Source organism: Kitasatospora saccharophila (assembly GCF_039529925.1).
GTDB classification, from domain to species: domain Bacteria; phylum Actinomycetota; class Actinomycetes; order Streptomycetales; family Streptomycetaceae; genus Kitasatospora; species Kitasatospora saccharophila.
Window position 1 is genome coordinate 18,168 of the sequence record NZ_BAAANS010000077.1, and the last position, 15,511, is coordinate 33,678.

Below are 15,511 nucleotides of genomic sequence, written 5' to 3' on the forward strand. Positions count from 1 at the left end.
CCCGGCTAGTCCCGGTAGTCCTCGTCCTCCAGCGCGACCTCGCGGACCTGCTCCACCGCGTCGCCCTCGTCCGCGGGCTCCGCGCCGCGCTCGCGCTGCTGCCGCAACACCTCCAGGTCGTCCACCTCAGGCTCGACCGCCGCCCGTTCCTGGTCGGCGGCCTCCAGCACGGCCGGGGACTGCTCGTCGTCGTCCTCGGGGTACTCGGGATTCTCGGGGTTCTCCGCATTGGCACGCATACCGCCAGTATCCGACCGAACCGGCGGGAACCCGAGCCTTTCCGGCGGCGGGTCTCCCGTCCGGGCCCGGGCCGGGCCGTGGCGGGGGCGCGGGCGCGGGCTCAGGTGGTGGCGGGGGCGCGGCGGTTGGCGGCGGGGACGACCAGCGGGGTGCCGGTCTCCGGGTCGGGGATGACCCGGCAGGGCAGCCGGAAGACCTCCTCGACCAGTTCGGCGGTGACCACCTCGCCGGGCGGCCCGGCCGCGACCAGCTTCCCGTCGCGCAGCGCGACCAGGTGGGTGGCGTAGCGGGCGGCCTGGTTGAGGTCGTGCAGCACGGCGACCAGGGTGCGGCCCTGCTCCTGGTGCAGGCGGGCGCACAGGTCGAGGACCTCGATCTGGTGCGCGATGTCCAGGTAGGTGGTGGGCTCGTCGAGCAGCAGCAGCGGGGTCTGCTGGGCCAGCGCCATCGCGATCCAGACCCGCTGGCGCTGGCCGCCGGAGAGCTCGTCCACCGGCCGGTCGGCGAGTTCGGCGACGCCGGTGTCGGCCATCGCCTCGGCGACCACCCGCTCGTCCTCGGCCGACCACTGGCGCAGCACGCCCTGGTGCGGGTAGCGGCCGCGGGAGACCAGCTCGGCGACGGTGATCCCGTCGGGGGCGATCGACGACTGCGGGAGCAGGCCCAGGGTGCGGGCGACCTGCTTGGCGGGCAGCGTGGCGATCGACCGCCCGTCCAGCAGCACCTGCCCGGCGACCGGCTTGAGGGTGCGCGACAGCGCGCGCAGCAGGGTGGACTTGCCGCAGGCGTTCGGGCCGACCACCACGGTGAAGGAGTGGTCGGGGACGTCGACGGTCAGGCCCTCGGCGATGGTGCGCTTGTCGTAGGCGAGGGTCAGGTCGCGGCCGGCCAGGCGCGGCTCGGGCTGGGCCATCGGGGGCTCCGTTCGGGACGACGGGACGGACGGGGGCTGGTTCTTCACGGGCGGGGGCTGCTTCTCCACGGACGCCGCCGGGTCGGGGCCGTTCACAGGCGGCCGGCCCGGCGCTGGGTGGCCAGCAGCCAGACCAGGTAACCGCCGCCGAGCACGCCGGTGACCACGCCGACCGGCAACTGGCGCTCGCCGAGCAGGTGTTGCGCGGCGAAGTCGGCGGTGACCAGCAGCGCGGCGCCGGTGCACATGGACGCGGCCAGGTTCGGGCCCGGCGAGCGGGTGGTCCGGCGGGCCAGCTGCGGGGCGGTCAGGGCCAGGAAGTTGACCGGTCCGGCGGCCGCCGCGGCCAGCGAGGCGAGCAGCACGGCGGCGCCCAGCAGCACCATCCGCAGCCGCTCGGGGCGCACGCCCAGCCCGCTCGCCGCGTCGTCGCCGAGCTCCAGGGCGCGCAGCGCGGGCCCGCAGCCGATCAGCACCAGCGGGACGAGCACGGCCAGCGCGACCAGCAGCGGGCGGGCCTGCTCCCAGCCGCGGCCGTCCAGGCTGCCGGTGAGCCAGAGCACCGCGCGGGCGGCGTCCATCAGCTGGGTGCGGGTCAGCAGGTAGCCGTTGACGCCGGTGAGGATCGCCGCCGTCCCTATGCCGACCAGCACCAGCCGGGCGCCCTGCACGCCGCCGCGCCAGGCCAGCGCGTAGATCAGCACGCCGGTGGCCAGGCCGCCCGCGACCGCGCCGCCCGCCAGCGCGGCGCTGGAGCCGCCCGCGACCACGACCAGCAGCGCGCCGGTGGCCGCGCCCTGGGTGAAGCCGAGGATGTCCGGGCTGCCCAGCGGGTTGCGCACCAGGGTCTGGAACAGCGCCCCGGCGAGCGCCAGCGCCGCGCCGACCAGCAGCGCGGTGACGACCCGGGGCAGCCGCAGCTGGTTGACCACGAAATCCTCGGCCGGGCCGCCCCCGCCGAGCAGCACCCGGACCACCTCCCCCGGTGCGATCGGGTAGTCCCCGCGGCCGAGCGCGAACACCGCGACCACCGCCGCCACCAGCAGCGCGCCCGCGCACACCGCCAGCCCGCGCGGCCGGTAGCGCACCGAGAACCGGGCCACCCGCAACGTCCTCACGCCCGCACCTCCCCGGCACCGGCCGCGGCCCGTGCTCCCGCCGCGGGCGCCGGAACCGCCCGCGCTCCCGGCACCGTCGCCCGCGCGTCGGCCGCGGCCCGTCCGGTTCGTGTCGTCGTCCTCATGCTCATGCGCGGGCCTTCCCCCGTCGTGCGAAGTACAGGAAGAGCGGGCCGCCGAGGACGGCCGTGACGATGCCGACCTGGAGTTCGCCGGGGCGGCCCAGGACGCGGCCGAGGACGTCGGCGCCGAGCAGCAGGACGGGGGCCAGGACGGCGCAGTAGGGCAGCATCCAGCGCAGGTCGGGGCCGGTGAGGGCGCGGACCAGGTGCGGGACCATCAGGCCGACGAAGACGATCGGGCCGCAGGCGGCGGTGGCCGCGCCGCACAGCAGGGTGACGGCGACGATCGCGGCGGCCCGGACCGCCGCGGGCCGGGCCCCCAGCGCCCGGGCCGCGTCGTCGCCGAGCGCCAGTGCGTTCAGCGGGCGGGCCAGGGCGAGCGCGAGCAGTGCGCCGACGGCGACGAACGGCAGGATGCCGAGCACGGTGGAGGTCTGGGCGCCGGCCAGCGAGCCGACCGTCCAGAAGCGCATCTTGTCGAGCGAGGCGGTGTCCAACAGCATCACGGCACTGACGTACGAGTACAGGGTGGCGTTGAGCGCGGCCCCGGCCAGGGCGAGCCGGGCGGGGGTGGCGCCGCGTCCGCCGCCGACGGCGTACACCAGGACGGAGACCAGGGCGGCGCCGGCCAGCGCCCACCAGACGTAGCCGGTGAAGGAGCTGACGCCGAGCACGGCGGCCGCGGTGGCGACGGCGGCGGAGGCGCCCGCGTTGATGCCGAGCAGGCCGGGGTCGGCGAGCGGGTTGCGGGTGAGGGCCTGCATGACGCCGCCGGCCAGGCCGAGCGCGGTGCCGGCGAGCAGTCCGAGCAGGGTGCGGGGCAGCCGCATCCGGTGGACGACGGTGTAGCCGGGGGCGTCCGGGTCGAGGAGTCCGTGCCAGACCTCGGCGGGGCCGAGCTGCTTGGCGCCGAGGCCGAGGCTGAGCACCAGGACGGCGAGCAGCACGAGCAGCCCGGCGACCAGGCCGAGCGCGCGGGGCGAGCCGCGGCGGGCGGTGGCGGTGCCGGGTATCGGGAGGGAGCCGGTGGTGCTCAAGGGTGCTCCGGATCGGTCGGGGAACGGGTCGGCGGACCCGGGGGCCCTCCGTACCGCAACTTAGGTTAGGTTAACCTGCGTACGCCCGGCGGCTACCGCCGGGTACCGCACTCCGGCGCTCCCACCGGGGTGCGGTTCCCCCCTGCCCCGAAGCGCTCGAACCGAGGTACCGCCATGCCCTCTTCCCCCCGCCTGACCCGCCGCGGCCTGCTCGCCGCGGGCGGAGCCACCGCCCTCGGCGCGGTGCTGGCCGCCTGCGGATCCTCCGGCGACTCCGGTGGCAAGGCGTCCGGCGGGGCCCAGGACGCGGCGGGCGGCGGCGCGTGGAGCTTCACCGACGACCGCCCGCAGACCGTCACCGCGAAGAGCACCCCCGCCCGGGTGGTGGCCTTCACCGGCGCCGCCGCCGCGCTCGCCGACTTCGGCCTGGACAAGCAACTGGTCGGCGTCTTCGGCGAGACCAAGGCCGCCGACGGCAAGGCCGACCCGCAGGCCGGCAGCCTGGACGTGGACAGGATCGAGATCATCGGCAACGCCTGGGGCGAGTTCTCGATCGAGAAGTACGCGGCGCTGCGCCCCGAACTGCTGGTGACCCACATGTACGACCCGGGCGCGTACTGGTACGTGCCGGACGAGTCCAAGGACAAGATCCTCCAGCTCGCCCCGCAGGCGCTGGTCTCCACCGGCCGGGTCACCATCACCCAGCCGATCGAGCACTACGCCAAGCTCGCCGAGTCGCTGGGCGCGGACCTCAAGGCGGCGAAGGTCGTCGACGCCAAGGCCCGGTTCGAGAAGGCGTCCGAGGAGCTGCGGCAGGCGGTCAAGGCGGCCGGCGGCGTCAAGGTGATGGCCTGCTCCGGCAGCGCCGACCTGTTCTACGTCTCCAACCCGAAGATCTCCTGCGACCTGATCTACTTCGCCGAGCTGGGCGTCGAGTTCATCCAGCCGGAGAAGACCGACGGCGGCGACTACTACGAGGGCCTGAGCTGGGAGAACGCCGGCAAGTACCCGGCCGACCTGCTGCTGCTCGACCAGCGCTCCACCGCCCTGCAGCCCAAGGACCTGGCCGCCAAGCCCGCCTGGGGCCAGCTGGCCGCCGTCAAGGCCGAGCAGATCACCCCGTGGGACGCGGTGCCGCGCTTCTCCTACGCCGGGTTCGCCCCGCTGATCGAGCGGCTGACCGCCGCCGTCCAGAAGTCCCGCAAGCTGAGCTGAGAGGCAGTCGGATGACCGGCCAGGCCCAGGAGTACGACTTCTTCCCGGCGCACGTGCTGCGCACCCGGCGGCTCGGCCCGACCCTGCTGCGGGTCACCTTCGGCGGCGCGGCGCTGCGCGGCTTCGCGAGCGGTGGGCGCGACCAGTCCTTCTCGCTGTTCCTGCCGCACCCCGGCCAGGACGAGCCGGAGCTGCCGTACGCGGAGGGCGAGGGCTGGTTCGCGGCCTGGCGGGCGATCCCGGCGGAGCGGCGGGCCGTGCTGCGCTCGTACACGGTCCGCGCCCAGCGGGCCGAACCGCCCGAGCTGGACGTCGACTTCGCGCTGCACGGCACCGGACCGGACGCCGGACCAGCCACCACCTGGGCCTCGACGGCCGGGCCCGGCGCGCGGGTGGTGCTGCTCGGCCCGGCCGTCGCCGACAACCGCTCGGTGTCCTTCCGGCCGCCCGCGGACACCGGCTGCGTCCTGCTGCTGGCCGACGAGACGGCGCTGCCCGCGGCGGGCGGCATCCTGGAGTGGCTGCCGCCCGGCACCCGCGGACTGGCCTGGATCGAGGTCCCGGACGCCGCCGACATCCAGGACCTGGCCGCCCCCGACGGCGTGCGCGTCCACTGGCTGGTCCGCGCGCCCGGCGCCCCCTCCGGCCTGCTGCCCGCGCTGCGCGCGGCCGACCTGCCCGACGGCGCCCCGTACGCGTGGATCGCCGGGGAGTCCGGCACCGTGAAGGAGCTGCGCCGGCACCTGGTGCGCGAACGCGGCGTCGACAAGCGGGCGGTGACGTTCTCCGGCTACTGGCGGCGCGGCGCGTCCGAGGACCGGCTGCGCGAGGAGGCGTCCGCCGGGCGGTCCTGACCCCCGGCCCCTCCCGTGGAAGGCCCGTCCCGCTGAAGGCTCCTCCCGTGGAAGGCCCGTCCGGTTCCCGACCGGACGGGCCTTCGTCACGTGGCGACACCGAGCCTTAATGACCTTTTATCGCTCCTGCAAGTGATGTGCAATAAGGTGGCACTCGCAACTGACCCTCCGTCGAACGAGAAGGGCTGCTCCGCCATGGGTGCCTACACGCTGCCTGACCTGCCGTACGACTACTCCGCCCTCGAACGCGCGATGTCCGCCGAGATCCTCGAACTGCACCACTCCAAGCACCACCTGGCGTACGTCAACGGCGCCAACTCGACCCTCGACCAGCTCGCCGAGGCCCGTGACAAGGAGCAGTTCGGCGCCCTGGTCGGCCTGCAGAAGACGCTCGCCTTCCACCTCTCCGGGCACGTCCTGCACTCGCTGTTCTGGGAGAACCTCTCCCCCGACGGCGGCGACCGCCCCGAGGGCGCCCTCGCCGACGCCGTCACCGAGCACTTCGGCTCCTTCGACGCCTTCCGGCAGCAGCTCACCGCCGCCACCGTCGGCGTCCAGGGCTCCGGCTGGGGCATCCTCTCCTGGGAGCCGCTCGGCCGGCGCCTGATCGTCGAGCAGGTCTACGACCACCACGGCAACGTCGGCCAGGGCAGCGTCCCGCTGCTCGCCTTCGACGCCTGGGAGCACGCCTACTACCTGCAGTACCGCAACGTCCGCCCCGACTACGTCACCCGACTCTGGGACGTCGTCAACTGGCAGGACGTCAGCGCCCGTTACGCGGCCGCCACCCAACAGGGCTGAGCACCGGACGGCGGGGCCGGGGCGGGGAGCGGAGGATACGGACTCAGCGACCGCCCGCCGCCCGGCCCCGCCGCAGGACCCGCCCCGCGAGCAGCGCGCCGAGCAGGAAGGCGCCCGCCGCGACCAGGGCCGAGACGTGCAGGCCGCGGACCGGGCCCAGGCCGCCCAGCAGGGTGCCGAACAGCGCCACGCCCAGCGAACTGCCCACCTGACGGGCCACGTTGAACACCGCCGAGGCCGTCCCCGCCGCGTCCGGCGGGGACGCCTCCAGCACCGCGACGGTCGCCGACACCACCGTCACCGGCGTCGCCAGACCGGTCGCCGCCAGCGCCGGCAGCAGCACCGGGTAGGGCGTGTCCGGCCCCGCCGCCAACCAGCCCAGGAACCCCGCCGCCCCCAGCAGCAGCGCCCCGGCCATCGGCGGGTACGGGCCGTACCGGGCCGCCAGCCGGCTCGACAGCGGGGCCGCGAGCAGGCCCATCCCCACCGAGGGCAGCAGTGCCAGGCCCGCCCCCAACGAGCCGTAGCCGCGCACCAGTTGGAAGTGCAGGGTCAGCACGTACAGCATCCCGTAGTAGCCCAGGCCGAGCAGCAGGCCGACGGCGTCCACCGCCGCGAGCCGCCCGTCCCGCAGCAGCGCGGGCGGCAGCAGCGGCTCCCGTCCGCCCGGCTCCGCCGTCCGCGAGTTCGCCGCCCGCAGGTCCGAGTGCCGCCCCAGCCGCCGCTCCAGCCCCAGTTCCACCCGGGCGAACCCGGCCAGCGCCGCCGCGCCCACCCCGAACGCGCCCAGCACCCACGGCGAGCCCCAGCCCCGGACGCCCGCCTCGTTCACCGCCCCGACCAGCGCCACCAGACCTACCACGCCCAGCAGTTGGCCCACCGGATCGCCCCGCCGCGCCGTCCGCCGCGCCGCCACCGGCGGGACGTACCGGCGGGTCAGCACCGCCGCCAGCGCCGCGACCGGCAGGTTCACCCAGAACACCCACCGCCACCCCGGCCCGGCCACCAGCAGCCCGCCCAGCGCCGGACCGGCCCCGAACGCCACCGCCGAGACCATCCCCCACACCCCCACCGCCCGGGCCCGCAGCGCCCCGTCCGGGTACGCCGCCCGCAGCAGCGCGAACGAGGCCGGCACCAGCAGCGCCGCCCCCGCCCCCTGCCCGAACCGGGCCCCGACCAGCACCGCCCCCGACGGGGCCGCCGCGCAGAGCGCCGAAGCCGCCGCGAACACCCCGAGCCCCGCCAGGTACGGCCGCCGGTGCCCGAACCGGTCGCCGATCCCGCCGCCGAGCAGCAGCAGCCCCGCGAACACCGTGCTGTAGCCGTCCACCACCCACTGCACCCCCGCCGCCCCCACCCCCAGCGAGGCCCGCAGCCCCGGCACCGCCACGTTCACCACCGTCACGTCCAGCATCACCAGGAAGGAGCCCAGACTCAGCGCGACCAGCGGCGGCAGGGCGAGCCGCGCCACCGGCGGCCGGACGGGGGCGGGAAGCGTGCGCGCTACGGAAGTCATGACGGCAGTCTCAGCGCGGAACCGTTCGTCCCCCGGCGAACCGTGCCCGCCGTAGGCTGGTCCGGTGCCCGCCCTCCCCGCCCCCTCCAGCGGCCAGCCCGACGTCGCCCGGGCCGCCGCCCTGCTCGCCGACCCGTCCCGGGCCCGGATGCTGAAGGCGCTCGGCGACGGCCGCGCCCTGTCCGGCGCCGTCCTCGCCGCCGAGGCGGGCATCGGCGCGCCCACCGCCAGCGCCCACCTGGCCCGGCTGCTCGACGCCGGACTGGTCACCGTCCGCAGCAGCGGCCGCAACCGCTTCTACCGGCTGTCCGGCCCCGAGGTCGGCCACGCCCTGGAGGCCCTCGCGCTGATCGCGCCCCCGCTGCCGATCACCTCGCTGCGCGAGAGCAGCACCGACAACGCGCTGCGCCGCTCCCGCACCTGCTACGACCACCTGGCGGGGCGGCTCGGCGTCGCCCTGATGGGCGCCCTGCTCGACCGCGGAATGCTCACCGGCCACGACGGCACCCACCAGCCGGCCGCCGCCGTCCGCGACCGCGCCAGCGGCTACGGCCACGACCACCACTACCGGCTCACCCCGCCCGGCCGGGCCGCCCTGCAGCGGCTCGGCATCGACCTCGACGCCCTCCCGCCGCGCCGCCCGCTGGTCCGCTACTGCGTCGACTGGAGCGAACGCCAGCACCACCTGGCCGGGGCCGCCGGAGCCGCCCTCACCGCCCGACTGCTCGCCCTGCAGTGGATCCGGCACGGCACCGGCCCCCGCGTCGTCCACCTCACCCCGGCCGGCGCCACCGGCCTCGCCGACTGGATCGGCCTGCGCCCTAGCATGGCTCCGTGAACGCTCAACGGGACGAAGCAGCACGGGAGTTCGAGAGCCACCGGGGGCGGCTGTTCGCGCTGGCCTACCGGATGCTCGGGTCGGCCGCCGAGGCGGAGGACACCGTGCAGGACGCCTACCTGCGCTGGCACGGCACCGAACCCGGGCAGGTCGCCGCGCCCGGGCCGTGGCTCAACAAGGTGGTCGCCAACCTGTGCCTGAACCGGCTCACCTCGGCCCGGGCCCGCCGCGAGGAGTACCCGGGGACCTGGCTGCCGGAGCCGGTGGCGAGCGGGGCGCTCGGACCGATGGAGCGGGCCGAGCAGCGCGAGGCGGTGTCCTTCGCGGTGCTCACCATGATGGAACGCCTCTCCCCGCCCGAGCGCGCCGCCGTCGTGCTGCGCGACGCGTTCGCCTACAGCCACCGGGAGGTCGCCGGCGTCCTGGACTGCACCGAGGCCGCCGCCCGGCAGCTCTACCACCGGGGCCACAAGCACCTCGCCGACCAGGCCCCGCGCGCCGCCTCCGCTCCCCTCGCCCCCTCCGGCACGGACGCCGAGCAGAACGCCGCCCTGCTCGGCCGCTTCCTGCGGGCCGCCTCCGACGGGTCGCTGGAGCAGCTCGAACAGCTCCTCGCCGAACAGGTCGTGGTGTGGTCGGACGGCGGCGGCAGGGTCCGCGCCGCGCTCCGGCCGGTGCACGGCCGCGGCAACGCCGCCCGCTTCCTGGCCGGCCTGTTCGAACGGTTCACCGACGGCGTCCGGTTCGAACTCGCCGAGGCCAACGGCACCGCCGTCCTGCTCGGCTGGGAGGGCCCGGACCTCACCTCGGTCAGCGCGGTCGAGGCCGGACCGGACGGCGTCACCGGCATCCGGATCCTCCGCAACCCGGACAAACTCTCCCACTACGCGGAACGGCACCGCGCGCTGTCACAGAACGGCTGACCGTCCGGTTCCTCCTGGTGAACCCCCCGCCCACCGGAGAGGAAGCCGACCATGAACTCCCCCGCGAACCCGCCCGCGGACTCCCCCGCCCCGGACTCCCCCGCGCCGGACTCCCCCGCGCCGAACCCGCCCGCGGACTCCCCCGCCCCGACGCTACTGGTGACCGGCGCGACCGGCGTCCTCGGCCGCGAGGTGCTGCGCCGCGCCCGCGACACCGGCCGCCCCGTCCACGCCCTCACCCGGCGCACCGCCCTCCCCGCCGGGGACGGCACCCACTGGCACACCGGCGACCTCACCGCGGGCACCGGCCTGGACGCGGCGCTCGCCGACGTCGACGCCGTGATCCACTGCGCCAGCGACCCCCGGCACCCGAAGAACGACCTGCCCGCCCTCCGCCACCTGCTGGAAGCCGCCCGGCGGGCCGGGGTCCGGCACGTCGTCAACATCTCGATCGTCGGCGTCGACCGGATCCCGATGCGCTACTACCGCGTCAAGCTCCGGGGCGAGGAGCTCCTCGCCGCGTCCGGCCTCGGCTGGACCAACCTGCGCGCCACCCAGTTCCCCCAGCTCCTCGACGGCATGCTCGGCACCCTCGCCAAGCTGCCCGTCCTCCCCATGCCCTCCCGCACCCCCGTCCAGCCCGTCCACCCCGCCGAGGTCGCCGCCCGCCTGGTCGAACTCGCCCTCGGCGAACCCGCGGGCCACGCCCCCGACTTCGCCGGCCCCGAGACCCGCCCCGCCACCGACCTCGCCACCGGCTGGCTGCGCGCCCACGACCGCCGCCGCCCGGTCCTCCCCCTCCACCTCCCCGGCCGCGCCGGCCGCGCCCTGCGCGCAGGCGCCCTCACTGCCCCCCGGAACGCCCGCGGCACCCGCACCTGGGAGGACTTCCTCGCCGCGAAGCGCTGAAGCGGGAGCCTCCGCCAGGGGCTCGGGGAACGGCGAGCCCGGGTCTGCGGGCGGTTCACTGCCGAAGCGCGCATCTGCTCCTGGTTCCGTTCACCACACGCAGCAGCACGAACCTCCGACGGGCTCCGACCACCAGCAGCACCGACCCGCCGTTCCCCGAGCCCCTCCGTGCACCCGCCAACGCCCCTGAGTACTCGCCTCCTACTGGAAGGCGGGTCGGGCCCCGGCCGCCCAGTCCGCGAAGCTCCGGGCCGGGCGGCCGAGGACCCGCTCGACGTCCGGGCTGACCGACTGCTCCTCGGGGAGGGGCGAGCCGAGGATGTCGAGCGTGCCGTCGAGGACCTCCTCGGGCACGAAGGCCGCCAGGTGCGCGCGGGCCTGCTCGCGGGTGAGCCCGACGAACGCGACCTCCTCCCCGAGCACCTCCCCGAGCACCGCCGCCTGCCGGCGGGGCGTGATCGCCTCCGGCCCGGTGAGCACGTACACCTCTCCGTGGTGCCCGTCCTCCCGGAGCACGGTCGCGGCGACCGCCGCCAGGTCCGCCGGGTCGACGACCGGCAGGGCCACGTCCCCGAACGGGGCGTGCACGGCGCGCTGTCCGCGGACGCTCTCGGCCCAGGCGTACGCATTGGAGGCGAACCCCCCGGCCCGCAGCACGGTGTACTCCAACCCGCTGAGCCGCAGGGCGAGTTCGAACTCGCGCAGCCGGGCGTGCGAGGCCGCCTCCGGCCTGGTCCCGTTGATCTGCGAGGACAGCAGGACGACCCGCCCGATCCCGGCCTCCCGGGCCAGGTCCAGCAACTCGGTGGCGGGCGCCCCGGGGCCGTTGAGCTCGCCGCCCAGCAGCAGGAACAGCGCGTCCGCCCCCTTCAGCGCGGGCTGGAGGCTCGCGAAGTCCGCCAGGTCCGCGACCACGTGCTCGACCCCCTCCGGGAAGCCGCCGGACGGCACCCGGCGGGAGACCGCGGTGACCTGCTCCCCCGCCCCGGCGAGCAGCGCGACCAGCGGACGGCCGACGTTCCCGGTGGCTCCAGTGACAACGATCATGATCGCACTCCTCGATCCGCAGGGACCCGAAGTCCCTTGCCCCCGTGGCCCGTTCGGCCACGTCGAAGAAGCTAGCATCGTGAATATAGTAGGTACCTAGAGGAAACCGACCCACCGATCGACCACCACCCCGAATAAAGTGGCTACCCAAAAGAAACCGGACGACGGAGAGGGCCCGCCGTGACCGCACAGAACCACCCCGCCCCCGGCGCCGGCGGCGCCCAAGCCTGCCCGATCACCCCCGTGCTCGACATCGTCTTCAGCCGCTGGACCACCCCGATCCTCTGGACCCTCCACCAGTTCGGCCGGCAGCGCTTCGTCGAACTCAACCGGAACGTCGGCACCATCACCGCCAAGGTCCTCACCCAACGCCTCCGCCAACTGGAACGCGACGGCCTGGTGATCCGCACCTACCACCCCGAGGTCCCGCCCCGGGTCGAGTACGAGATCAGCGAACTCGGCCTCACCCTGGCCCCCCTCTTCGCCACCCTCACCACCTGGTCCACCACCCACCTCCCCGAAGTCGAACGCGCCCGCACCACCTTCGACACCACCCACGCCTGACCCCACCGAAGCCCCCGGCCGAGGAACCCGGAAACGACAAAAGGCCCAGGCCGCGAACCACGCGACCTGGGCCTCCACTGAGCTTGACTCTGTCGGGGATCTTGGAGCTTTCCCGGTGTGCCGGCCTGGCCAGTGGGCATGCTCGGGGCTGATCGAAGACCGTGTAGTTGTCGAGGTGTCAGTTGTCGCTCCGTCCCCGCTCCGGTGAGCAAGTCCCCGTTCTGACCGCGCAGATCGCGCGGGCGAGCAATCCGGGCGGGACGACAGCGATGTGGGTCAGAGACCGGTTGGACGGGCTATCGCGCGATGAGGACTTCGCGGGCTGGTACTCGCGCGACGGACGCCCCGGCATCTCGCCTGCCCAGCTGGCCACCGTCAGCGTGCTGCAGTTCCTGCTCGGCCTGTCGGACCGGCAGGCGGCCGAGGCGGTGCGCTGCCGTATCGACTTCAAGTACGCGATGGCCATGGAACTGGACGATCCCGGCTTTCACCACAGCGTGCTGGCCGACTTCCGTGAGCGCCTGGCCCAGGACGACGGGCCTTCGCCCGTGATGGTGGACACGCGGTTGGTTGTCACGCGGCGAGCGTGAGTTTAGCCGTGTGGTGGCGGCGTTCGTATTCGTTGGGGCTGAGGTGGCCGTTGGCGGAGTGGCGGCGGCGGGTGTTGTAGCGGGTAAGCCAGGCGAAGACGGTCCTGCGGCAGGTGGCGGGGTCTCCGTAGTCGCGGGCGCCCCGAAGCGTCTCGCGCTTGAGGGAGGCGTGGAAACTCTCGCAGGCCGCGTTGTCCGCGCTGCTGCCGACCGCGCCCATCGACCGGGTGACTCCCAGTTCCGAGCACAGGTCGGCGAAGGCCCGTGACCCGTATTGCGCCCCGTGGTCGGAGTGGAACACCGCCCCATCGAGATCGCCGCGGGTCGCGGCTGCCATCCGCAGCGCGTCGTTGACCAGATCGGTGCACATGCTGTCGGCGATGGACCAGCCCACGGCCTTGCGGCTGAAGCAGTCCAGCACGGTGGCCAGGTAGAGGAACTCCCCGCCGGCCAGCGGCAGATACGTGATGTCGCCCATGTACTTGAGTCCCGGCTCCGGTGCGGTGAAGTCCCGCTCGAACAGGTCCGCGATGACCGGCGCGGCGGGGTCCGGGACGGTGGTGCGACCCCTTCTTCGAAAGCGGAGACCGGCGATGGAGTACGTCCGCATGACCCGGGCGACCCGCTTGTGGTTGACCCGAGCTCCGGTCTCGCGCAGTTCCGCGGTCACCCTCGGTGAGCCGTAGGCTCCGCCGGAATCGGCGTGGATCCGGCGGATCCGTTCGGCCAGAACCTGGTCCTCGCGTCGCCGGACGGCTCTGGCCTCGGCGCCGCCGAGCCACTTGTAGTAGCTGGACCGGTTGACGTCCAGGACCTGGCACAGCCGCTTCACGCCGAAGGCGTCCCGGTGGTCGTGGACGAACTGGAAGCGGTTCACCAGTTCGTCTCGCCGGCGAAATACTTGGCCGCCCTGCGCAAGATGTCCCGCTCGGTGGCCAACTTGCGCTCGCTCGCTTCGAGTTCGGCGACCCGGGCCTCCAGTTGCCGGATCCGCTCGCCGGGGTCGGCGGGCGGATCCGCCCGCCCGGCACTGGCCGGCGTCGTCCTGCCCGCCCGGGCGGGTGCGGGGGCGGTACCGCGGCGCGCCCGGTCCCGCAGCACCCACTCACGCAGCGTCGCCCGGTTGATGCCCAGATCGGCGGCGATGTCCTTGTACGTCGCCCCGGGCGTGGACTCGTACAGGGCCACGGCATCGGCCCTGAACTCGTCCGAGTAGTCCTTCATCGCCATCGGCGCTTTTCTCGCTTCCTCCGGATCAAGCAGATCCAGTATCAGCGTGTCCACCACTCAGGGCGAAGGCCCGACCGCGCCGACCGCCTCCTCGATCTGGCCCTCGCACGCTTGAAGGAGGCCGGACTCGTGCACGAACGCACCACCCAGCGCACCGACTCCACCCACGTCCTGGCCGCGGTGCGCGAACTGACCCGGCTCGAACTGGTCACCGAGGCCGTCCGTGCCGCACTGGAAGAAGTGGCCCGCACCGCCTCACACCTGCTGACTGGTCTGGTCGACAAGGACCGGGGACGCCGCTACGGTCGCCCGGTCCGCCTGGGCAAGAACCCCACCCGGCCCAAGACCAGGATCCTCGCCGCCGGCGACGACGCCTACCGCCTGCTGGAACACCTCCACCGACACGGGCCGGGCTACCGGCCCGGGCCGCAGGCCGAAGCCCTGCGGCAGATCCTCGTGCAGCACTACTACCGCGACGCTGGGGGCCGCCTGCGCTGGCGCACCGCCGACGACGGCGGCCTGCCGCCCTCCTCGGCGGCGATCGTCTCCCCCTACGACACCACGGCCCGCTACGTCCGCCACGGGCACATCATCAGCTGGAAGGGCTTCGCCGCGCATGTCACCGAGACGTGTGCCCCCGACAGCACCAACGTGATCACGGACGTGGCCACCACCTCGGCCGCCACGAACGACGGCCAGGCCCTGCCCGGCATCCACGCCCGCCTGGCACGCCGCGAGCTTCTGCCCGACGAGCACCTGGTCGACGGCGGCTACACCTCTCTCGTCTACCTGGAACGAGCCGCCCACGAACACCGGGTCACCGTCAGCGGGCCCCTGCCGGGCAACCCCACCCGCCAGCACCGCAAGAACGAAGGCTTCGACCGGGACGACTTCCACATCGACTTCGACCGCCGACAGGTCACCTGCCCGAACGGCCAGGTCAGCGCCGGGTGGCACGGCCCCTACCCGACATCCTCGCCCACCGCAGCCCCCCTGATCGTGGCCCGCTTCACCAGAAGCCAGTGCCAGCCGTGTCCCGACCGCCCCCGCTGCACCAGCTCCAGCGACGCCCGCAACGTGGGATTCCCCCCGCGAGAACTCCGCGACCTGCAGATCCGCGTCCGTGCTAAGCAGCAGACACCCGCCCGATACGCGGTCCGCTCCGGCATCGAGGGCACCATCAACGAGTTCGCCCACGGACACGGCATGCGCCGCTGCCGCTACCGCGGACAGCCGAAAGCCCACCTGCAACACGTCCTCACGGCCATCGCCGTGAACATCGAACAGCTCAGCAACCGATCAGTCACCGAGGAAGCCTCACCACCGAGACCGCCGACCGCCCTCCAGACCTTCCTGGACCAGCACGGGATCCCCCGGACGAAGTCCTGGCGCACCCTCGGTACTTGAGCCCCGCTGTTCAAGATCCCCGACAGAGTCAAGCTGAGAAAGTGTTGGGTTAGCTGATGACTACTGGTTGTTGAGGTCGTCGGCGAGGCAGCGGGCTGCTTCGGTCTCGATGGGGCCGCGTGGTTCGATCTCCTCGCCGGCGAGGCGGGCGGCCATGAGGCGGATCATGGCGACCTTGATCATCGCT

At 74.2% G+C, this 15,511-nt stretch carries 16 protein-coding genes; 9 read left to right on the plus strand and 7 right to left on the minus strand.

The window, feature by feature from the left end; all coding sequences use genetic code 11:
- Nucleotides 1-5: 5 nt before the first annotated feature.
- The 4 genes from ABD345_RS35205 to ABD345_RS35220 all read right to left on the minus strand — a co-directional run bounded on the left by ABD345_RS35205 (nucleotide 6) and on the right by ABD345_RS35220 (nucleotide 3,430).
- Nucleotides 6-239 (minus strand): hypothetical protein, encoded by a 234-nt coding sequence (locus ABD345_RS35205; protein ID WP_344558283.1) that lies wholly within the window; start codon nucleotides 237-239, stop codon nucleotides 6-8.
- A gap of 101 nt (nucleotides 240-340) precedes the next feature.
- Nucleotides 341-1,153, minus strand: coding sequence for an ABC transporter ATP-binding protein (locus tag ABD345_RS35210; protein WP_344558285.1), 813 nt, complete (start codon nucleotides 1,151-1,153; stop codon nucleotides 341-343).
- Between the two features lie 92 nt (nucleotides 1,154-1,245).
- Nucleotides 1,246-2,271 (minus strand): FecCD family ABC transporter permease, encoded by a 1,026-nt coding sequence (locus ABD345_RS35215; protein ID WP_344558287.1) that lies wholly within the window; start codon nucleotides 2,269-2,271, stop codon nucleotides 1,246-1,248.
- Between the two features lie 127 nt (nucleotides 2,272-2,398).
- The gene (locus tag ABD345_RS35220) at nucleotides 2,399-3,430 is read right to left on the minus strand and encodes a FecCD family ABC transporter permease (RefSeq protein ID WP_344558289.1); all 1,032 of its coding nucleotides are present in this window, start codon (nucleotides 3,428-3,430) and stop codon (nucleotides 2,399-2,401) included.
- Between the two features lie 174 nt (nucleotides 3,431-3,604).
- On the opposite strand from ABD345_RS35220, the gene ABD345_RS35225 reads away from it, so the two are divergent.
- The 3 genes from ABD345_RS35225 (at nucleotide 3,605) to ABD345_RS35235 (ending at nucleotide 6,300) form a co-directional block, all read left to right on the plus strand.
- The gene (locus ABD345_RS35225; protein ID WP_344558291.1) at nucleotides 3,605-4,645 is read left to right on the plus strand and encodes an ABC transporter substrate-binding protein; all 1,041 of its coding nucleotides are present in this window, start codon (nucleotides 3,605-3,607) and stop codon (nucleotides 4,643-4,645) included.
- An 11-nt stretch (nucleotides 4,646-4,656) separates the two neighbouring features.
- On the plus strand, nucleotides 4,657-5,499 hold the full coding sequence (locus ABD345_RS35230) for a siderophore-interacting protein (protein WP_344558293.1): 843 nt from the start codon (nucleotides 4,657-4,659) through the stop codon (nucleotides 5,497-5,499).
- Nucleotides 5,500-5,694: 195 nt separating this feature from the next.
- On the plus strand, nucleotides 5,695-6,300 hold the full coding sequence (locus tag ABD345_RS35235) for a superoxide dismutase (protein ID WP_344558295.1): 606 nt from the start codon (nucleotides 5,695-5,697) through the stop codon (nucleotides 6,298-6,300).
- Between the two features lie 43 nt (nucleotides 6,301-6,343).
- On the opposite strand, the gene ABD345_RS35240 is transcribed toward ABD345_RS35235, so the two are convergent.
- Nucleotides 6,344-7,816 carry an MFS transporter gene (locus ABD345_RS35240; RefSeq protein ID WP_344558297.1) on the minus strand — a complete coding sequence of 491 codons (1,473 nt, stop codon included), beginning with the start codon at nucleotides 7,814-7,816 and terminating at the stop codon, nucleotides 6,344-6,346.
- A gap of 64 nt (nucleotides 7,817-7,880) precedes the next feature.
- Here ABD345_RS35240 and ABD345_RS35245 point away from each other — a divergent pair, with 64 nt between their 5' ends.
- Genes ABD345_RS35245 through ABD345_RS35255 form a run of 3 tightly spaced genes read left to right on the plus strand, consistent with a single transcriptional unit; the run spans nucleotide 7,881 to nucleotide 10,486 of the window.
- On the plus strand, nucleotides 7,881-8,654 hold the full coding sequence (locus tag ABD345_RS35245) for an ArsR/SmtB family transcription factor (RefSeq protein ID WP_344558299.1): 774 nt from the start codon (nucleotides 7,881-7,883) through the stop codon (nucleotides 8,652-8,654).
- The gene (gene sigJ / locus ABD345_RS35250; RefSeq protein ID WP_344558301.1) at nucleotides 8,651-9,577 is read left to right on the plus strand and encodes an RNA polymerase sigma factor SigJ; all 927 of its coding nucleotides are present in this window, start codon (nucleotides 8,651-8,653) and stop codon (nucleotides 9,575-9,577) included. The genes ABD345_RS35245 and sigJ overlap by 4 nt, the downstream gene beginning before the upstream one ends.
- Before the next feature lie 51 nt (nucleotides 9,578-9,628).
- A complete protein-coding gene (locus ABD345_RS35255; protein ID WP_344558303.1) occupies nucleotides 9,629-10,486 on the plus strand; it encodes an SDR family oxidoreductase in 858 nt (285 codons plus the stop codon).
- A 201-nt stretch (nucleotides 10,487-10,687) separates the two neighbouring features.
- Here the strand turns inward: ABD345_RS35255 and ABD345_RS35260 are convergent, their stop codons facing one another.
- Nucleotides 10,688-11,533: an NAD(P)H-binding protein gene (locus ABD345_RS35260; protein ID WP_344558305.1), complete on the minus strand. Its 846-nt coding sequence runs from the start codon at nucleotides 11,531-11,533 to the stop codon at nucleotides 10,688-10,690.
- 180 nt (nucleotides 11,534-11,713) lie between these two features.
- Here ABD345_RS35260 and ABD345_RS35265 point away from each other — a divergent pair, with 180 nt between their 5' ends.
- Nucleotides 11,714-12,097, plus strand: coding sequence for a winged helix-turn-helix transcriptional regulator (locus tag ABD345_RS35265; RefSeq protein ID WP_344558307.1), 384 nt, complete (start codon nucleotides 11,714-11,716; stop codon nucleotides 12,095-12,097).
- Between the two features lie 182 nt (nucleotides 12,098-12,279).
- On the plus strand, nucleotides 12,280-12,687 hold the full coding sequence (locus ABD345_RS35270) for a transposase (RefSeq protein WP_344558309.1): 408 nt from the start codon (nucleotides 12,280-12,282) through the stop codon (nucleotides 12,685-12,687).
- Here the strand turns inward: ABD345_RS35270 and ABD345_RS35275 are convergent.
- Nucleotides 12,671-13,917 (minus strand): IS3 family transposase gene (locus ABD345_RS35275; protein WP_344558314.1). Its coding sequence is split into 2 segments (ribosomal slippage): nucleotides 12,671-13,575 and nucleotides 13,575-13,917, totalling 1,248 coding nucleotides; the frame shifts between segments, so codons are not numbered across the junction. The genes ABD345_RS35270 and ABD345_RS35275 overlap by 17 nt on opposite strands.
- Nucleotides 13,918-14,046: 129 nt before the next feature.
- On the opposite strand from ABD345_RS35275, the gene ABD345_RS35280 reads away from it, so the two are divergent.
- The gene (locus ABD345_RS35280) at nucleotides 14,047-15,324 is read left to right on the plus strand and encodes a transposase (RefSeq protein ID WP_344558311.1); all 1,278 of its coding nucleotides are present in this window, start codon (nucleotides 14,047-14,049) and stop codon (nucleotides 15,322-15,324) included.
- The last annotated feature ends 187 nt before the right edge of the window (nucleotides 15,325-15,511 follow it).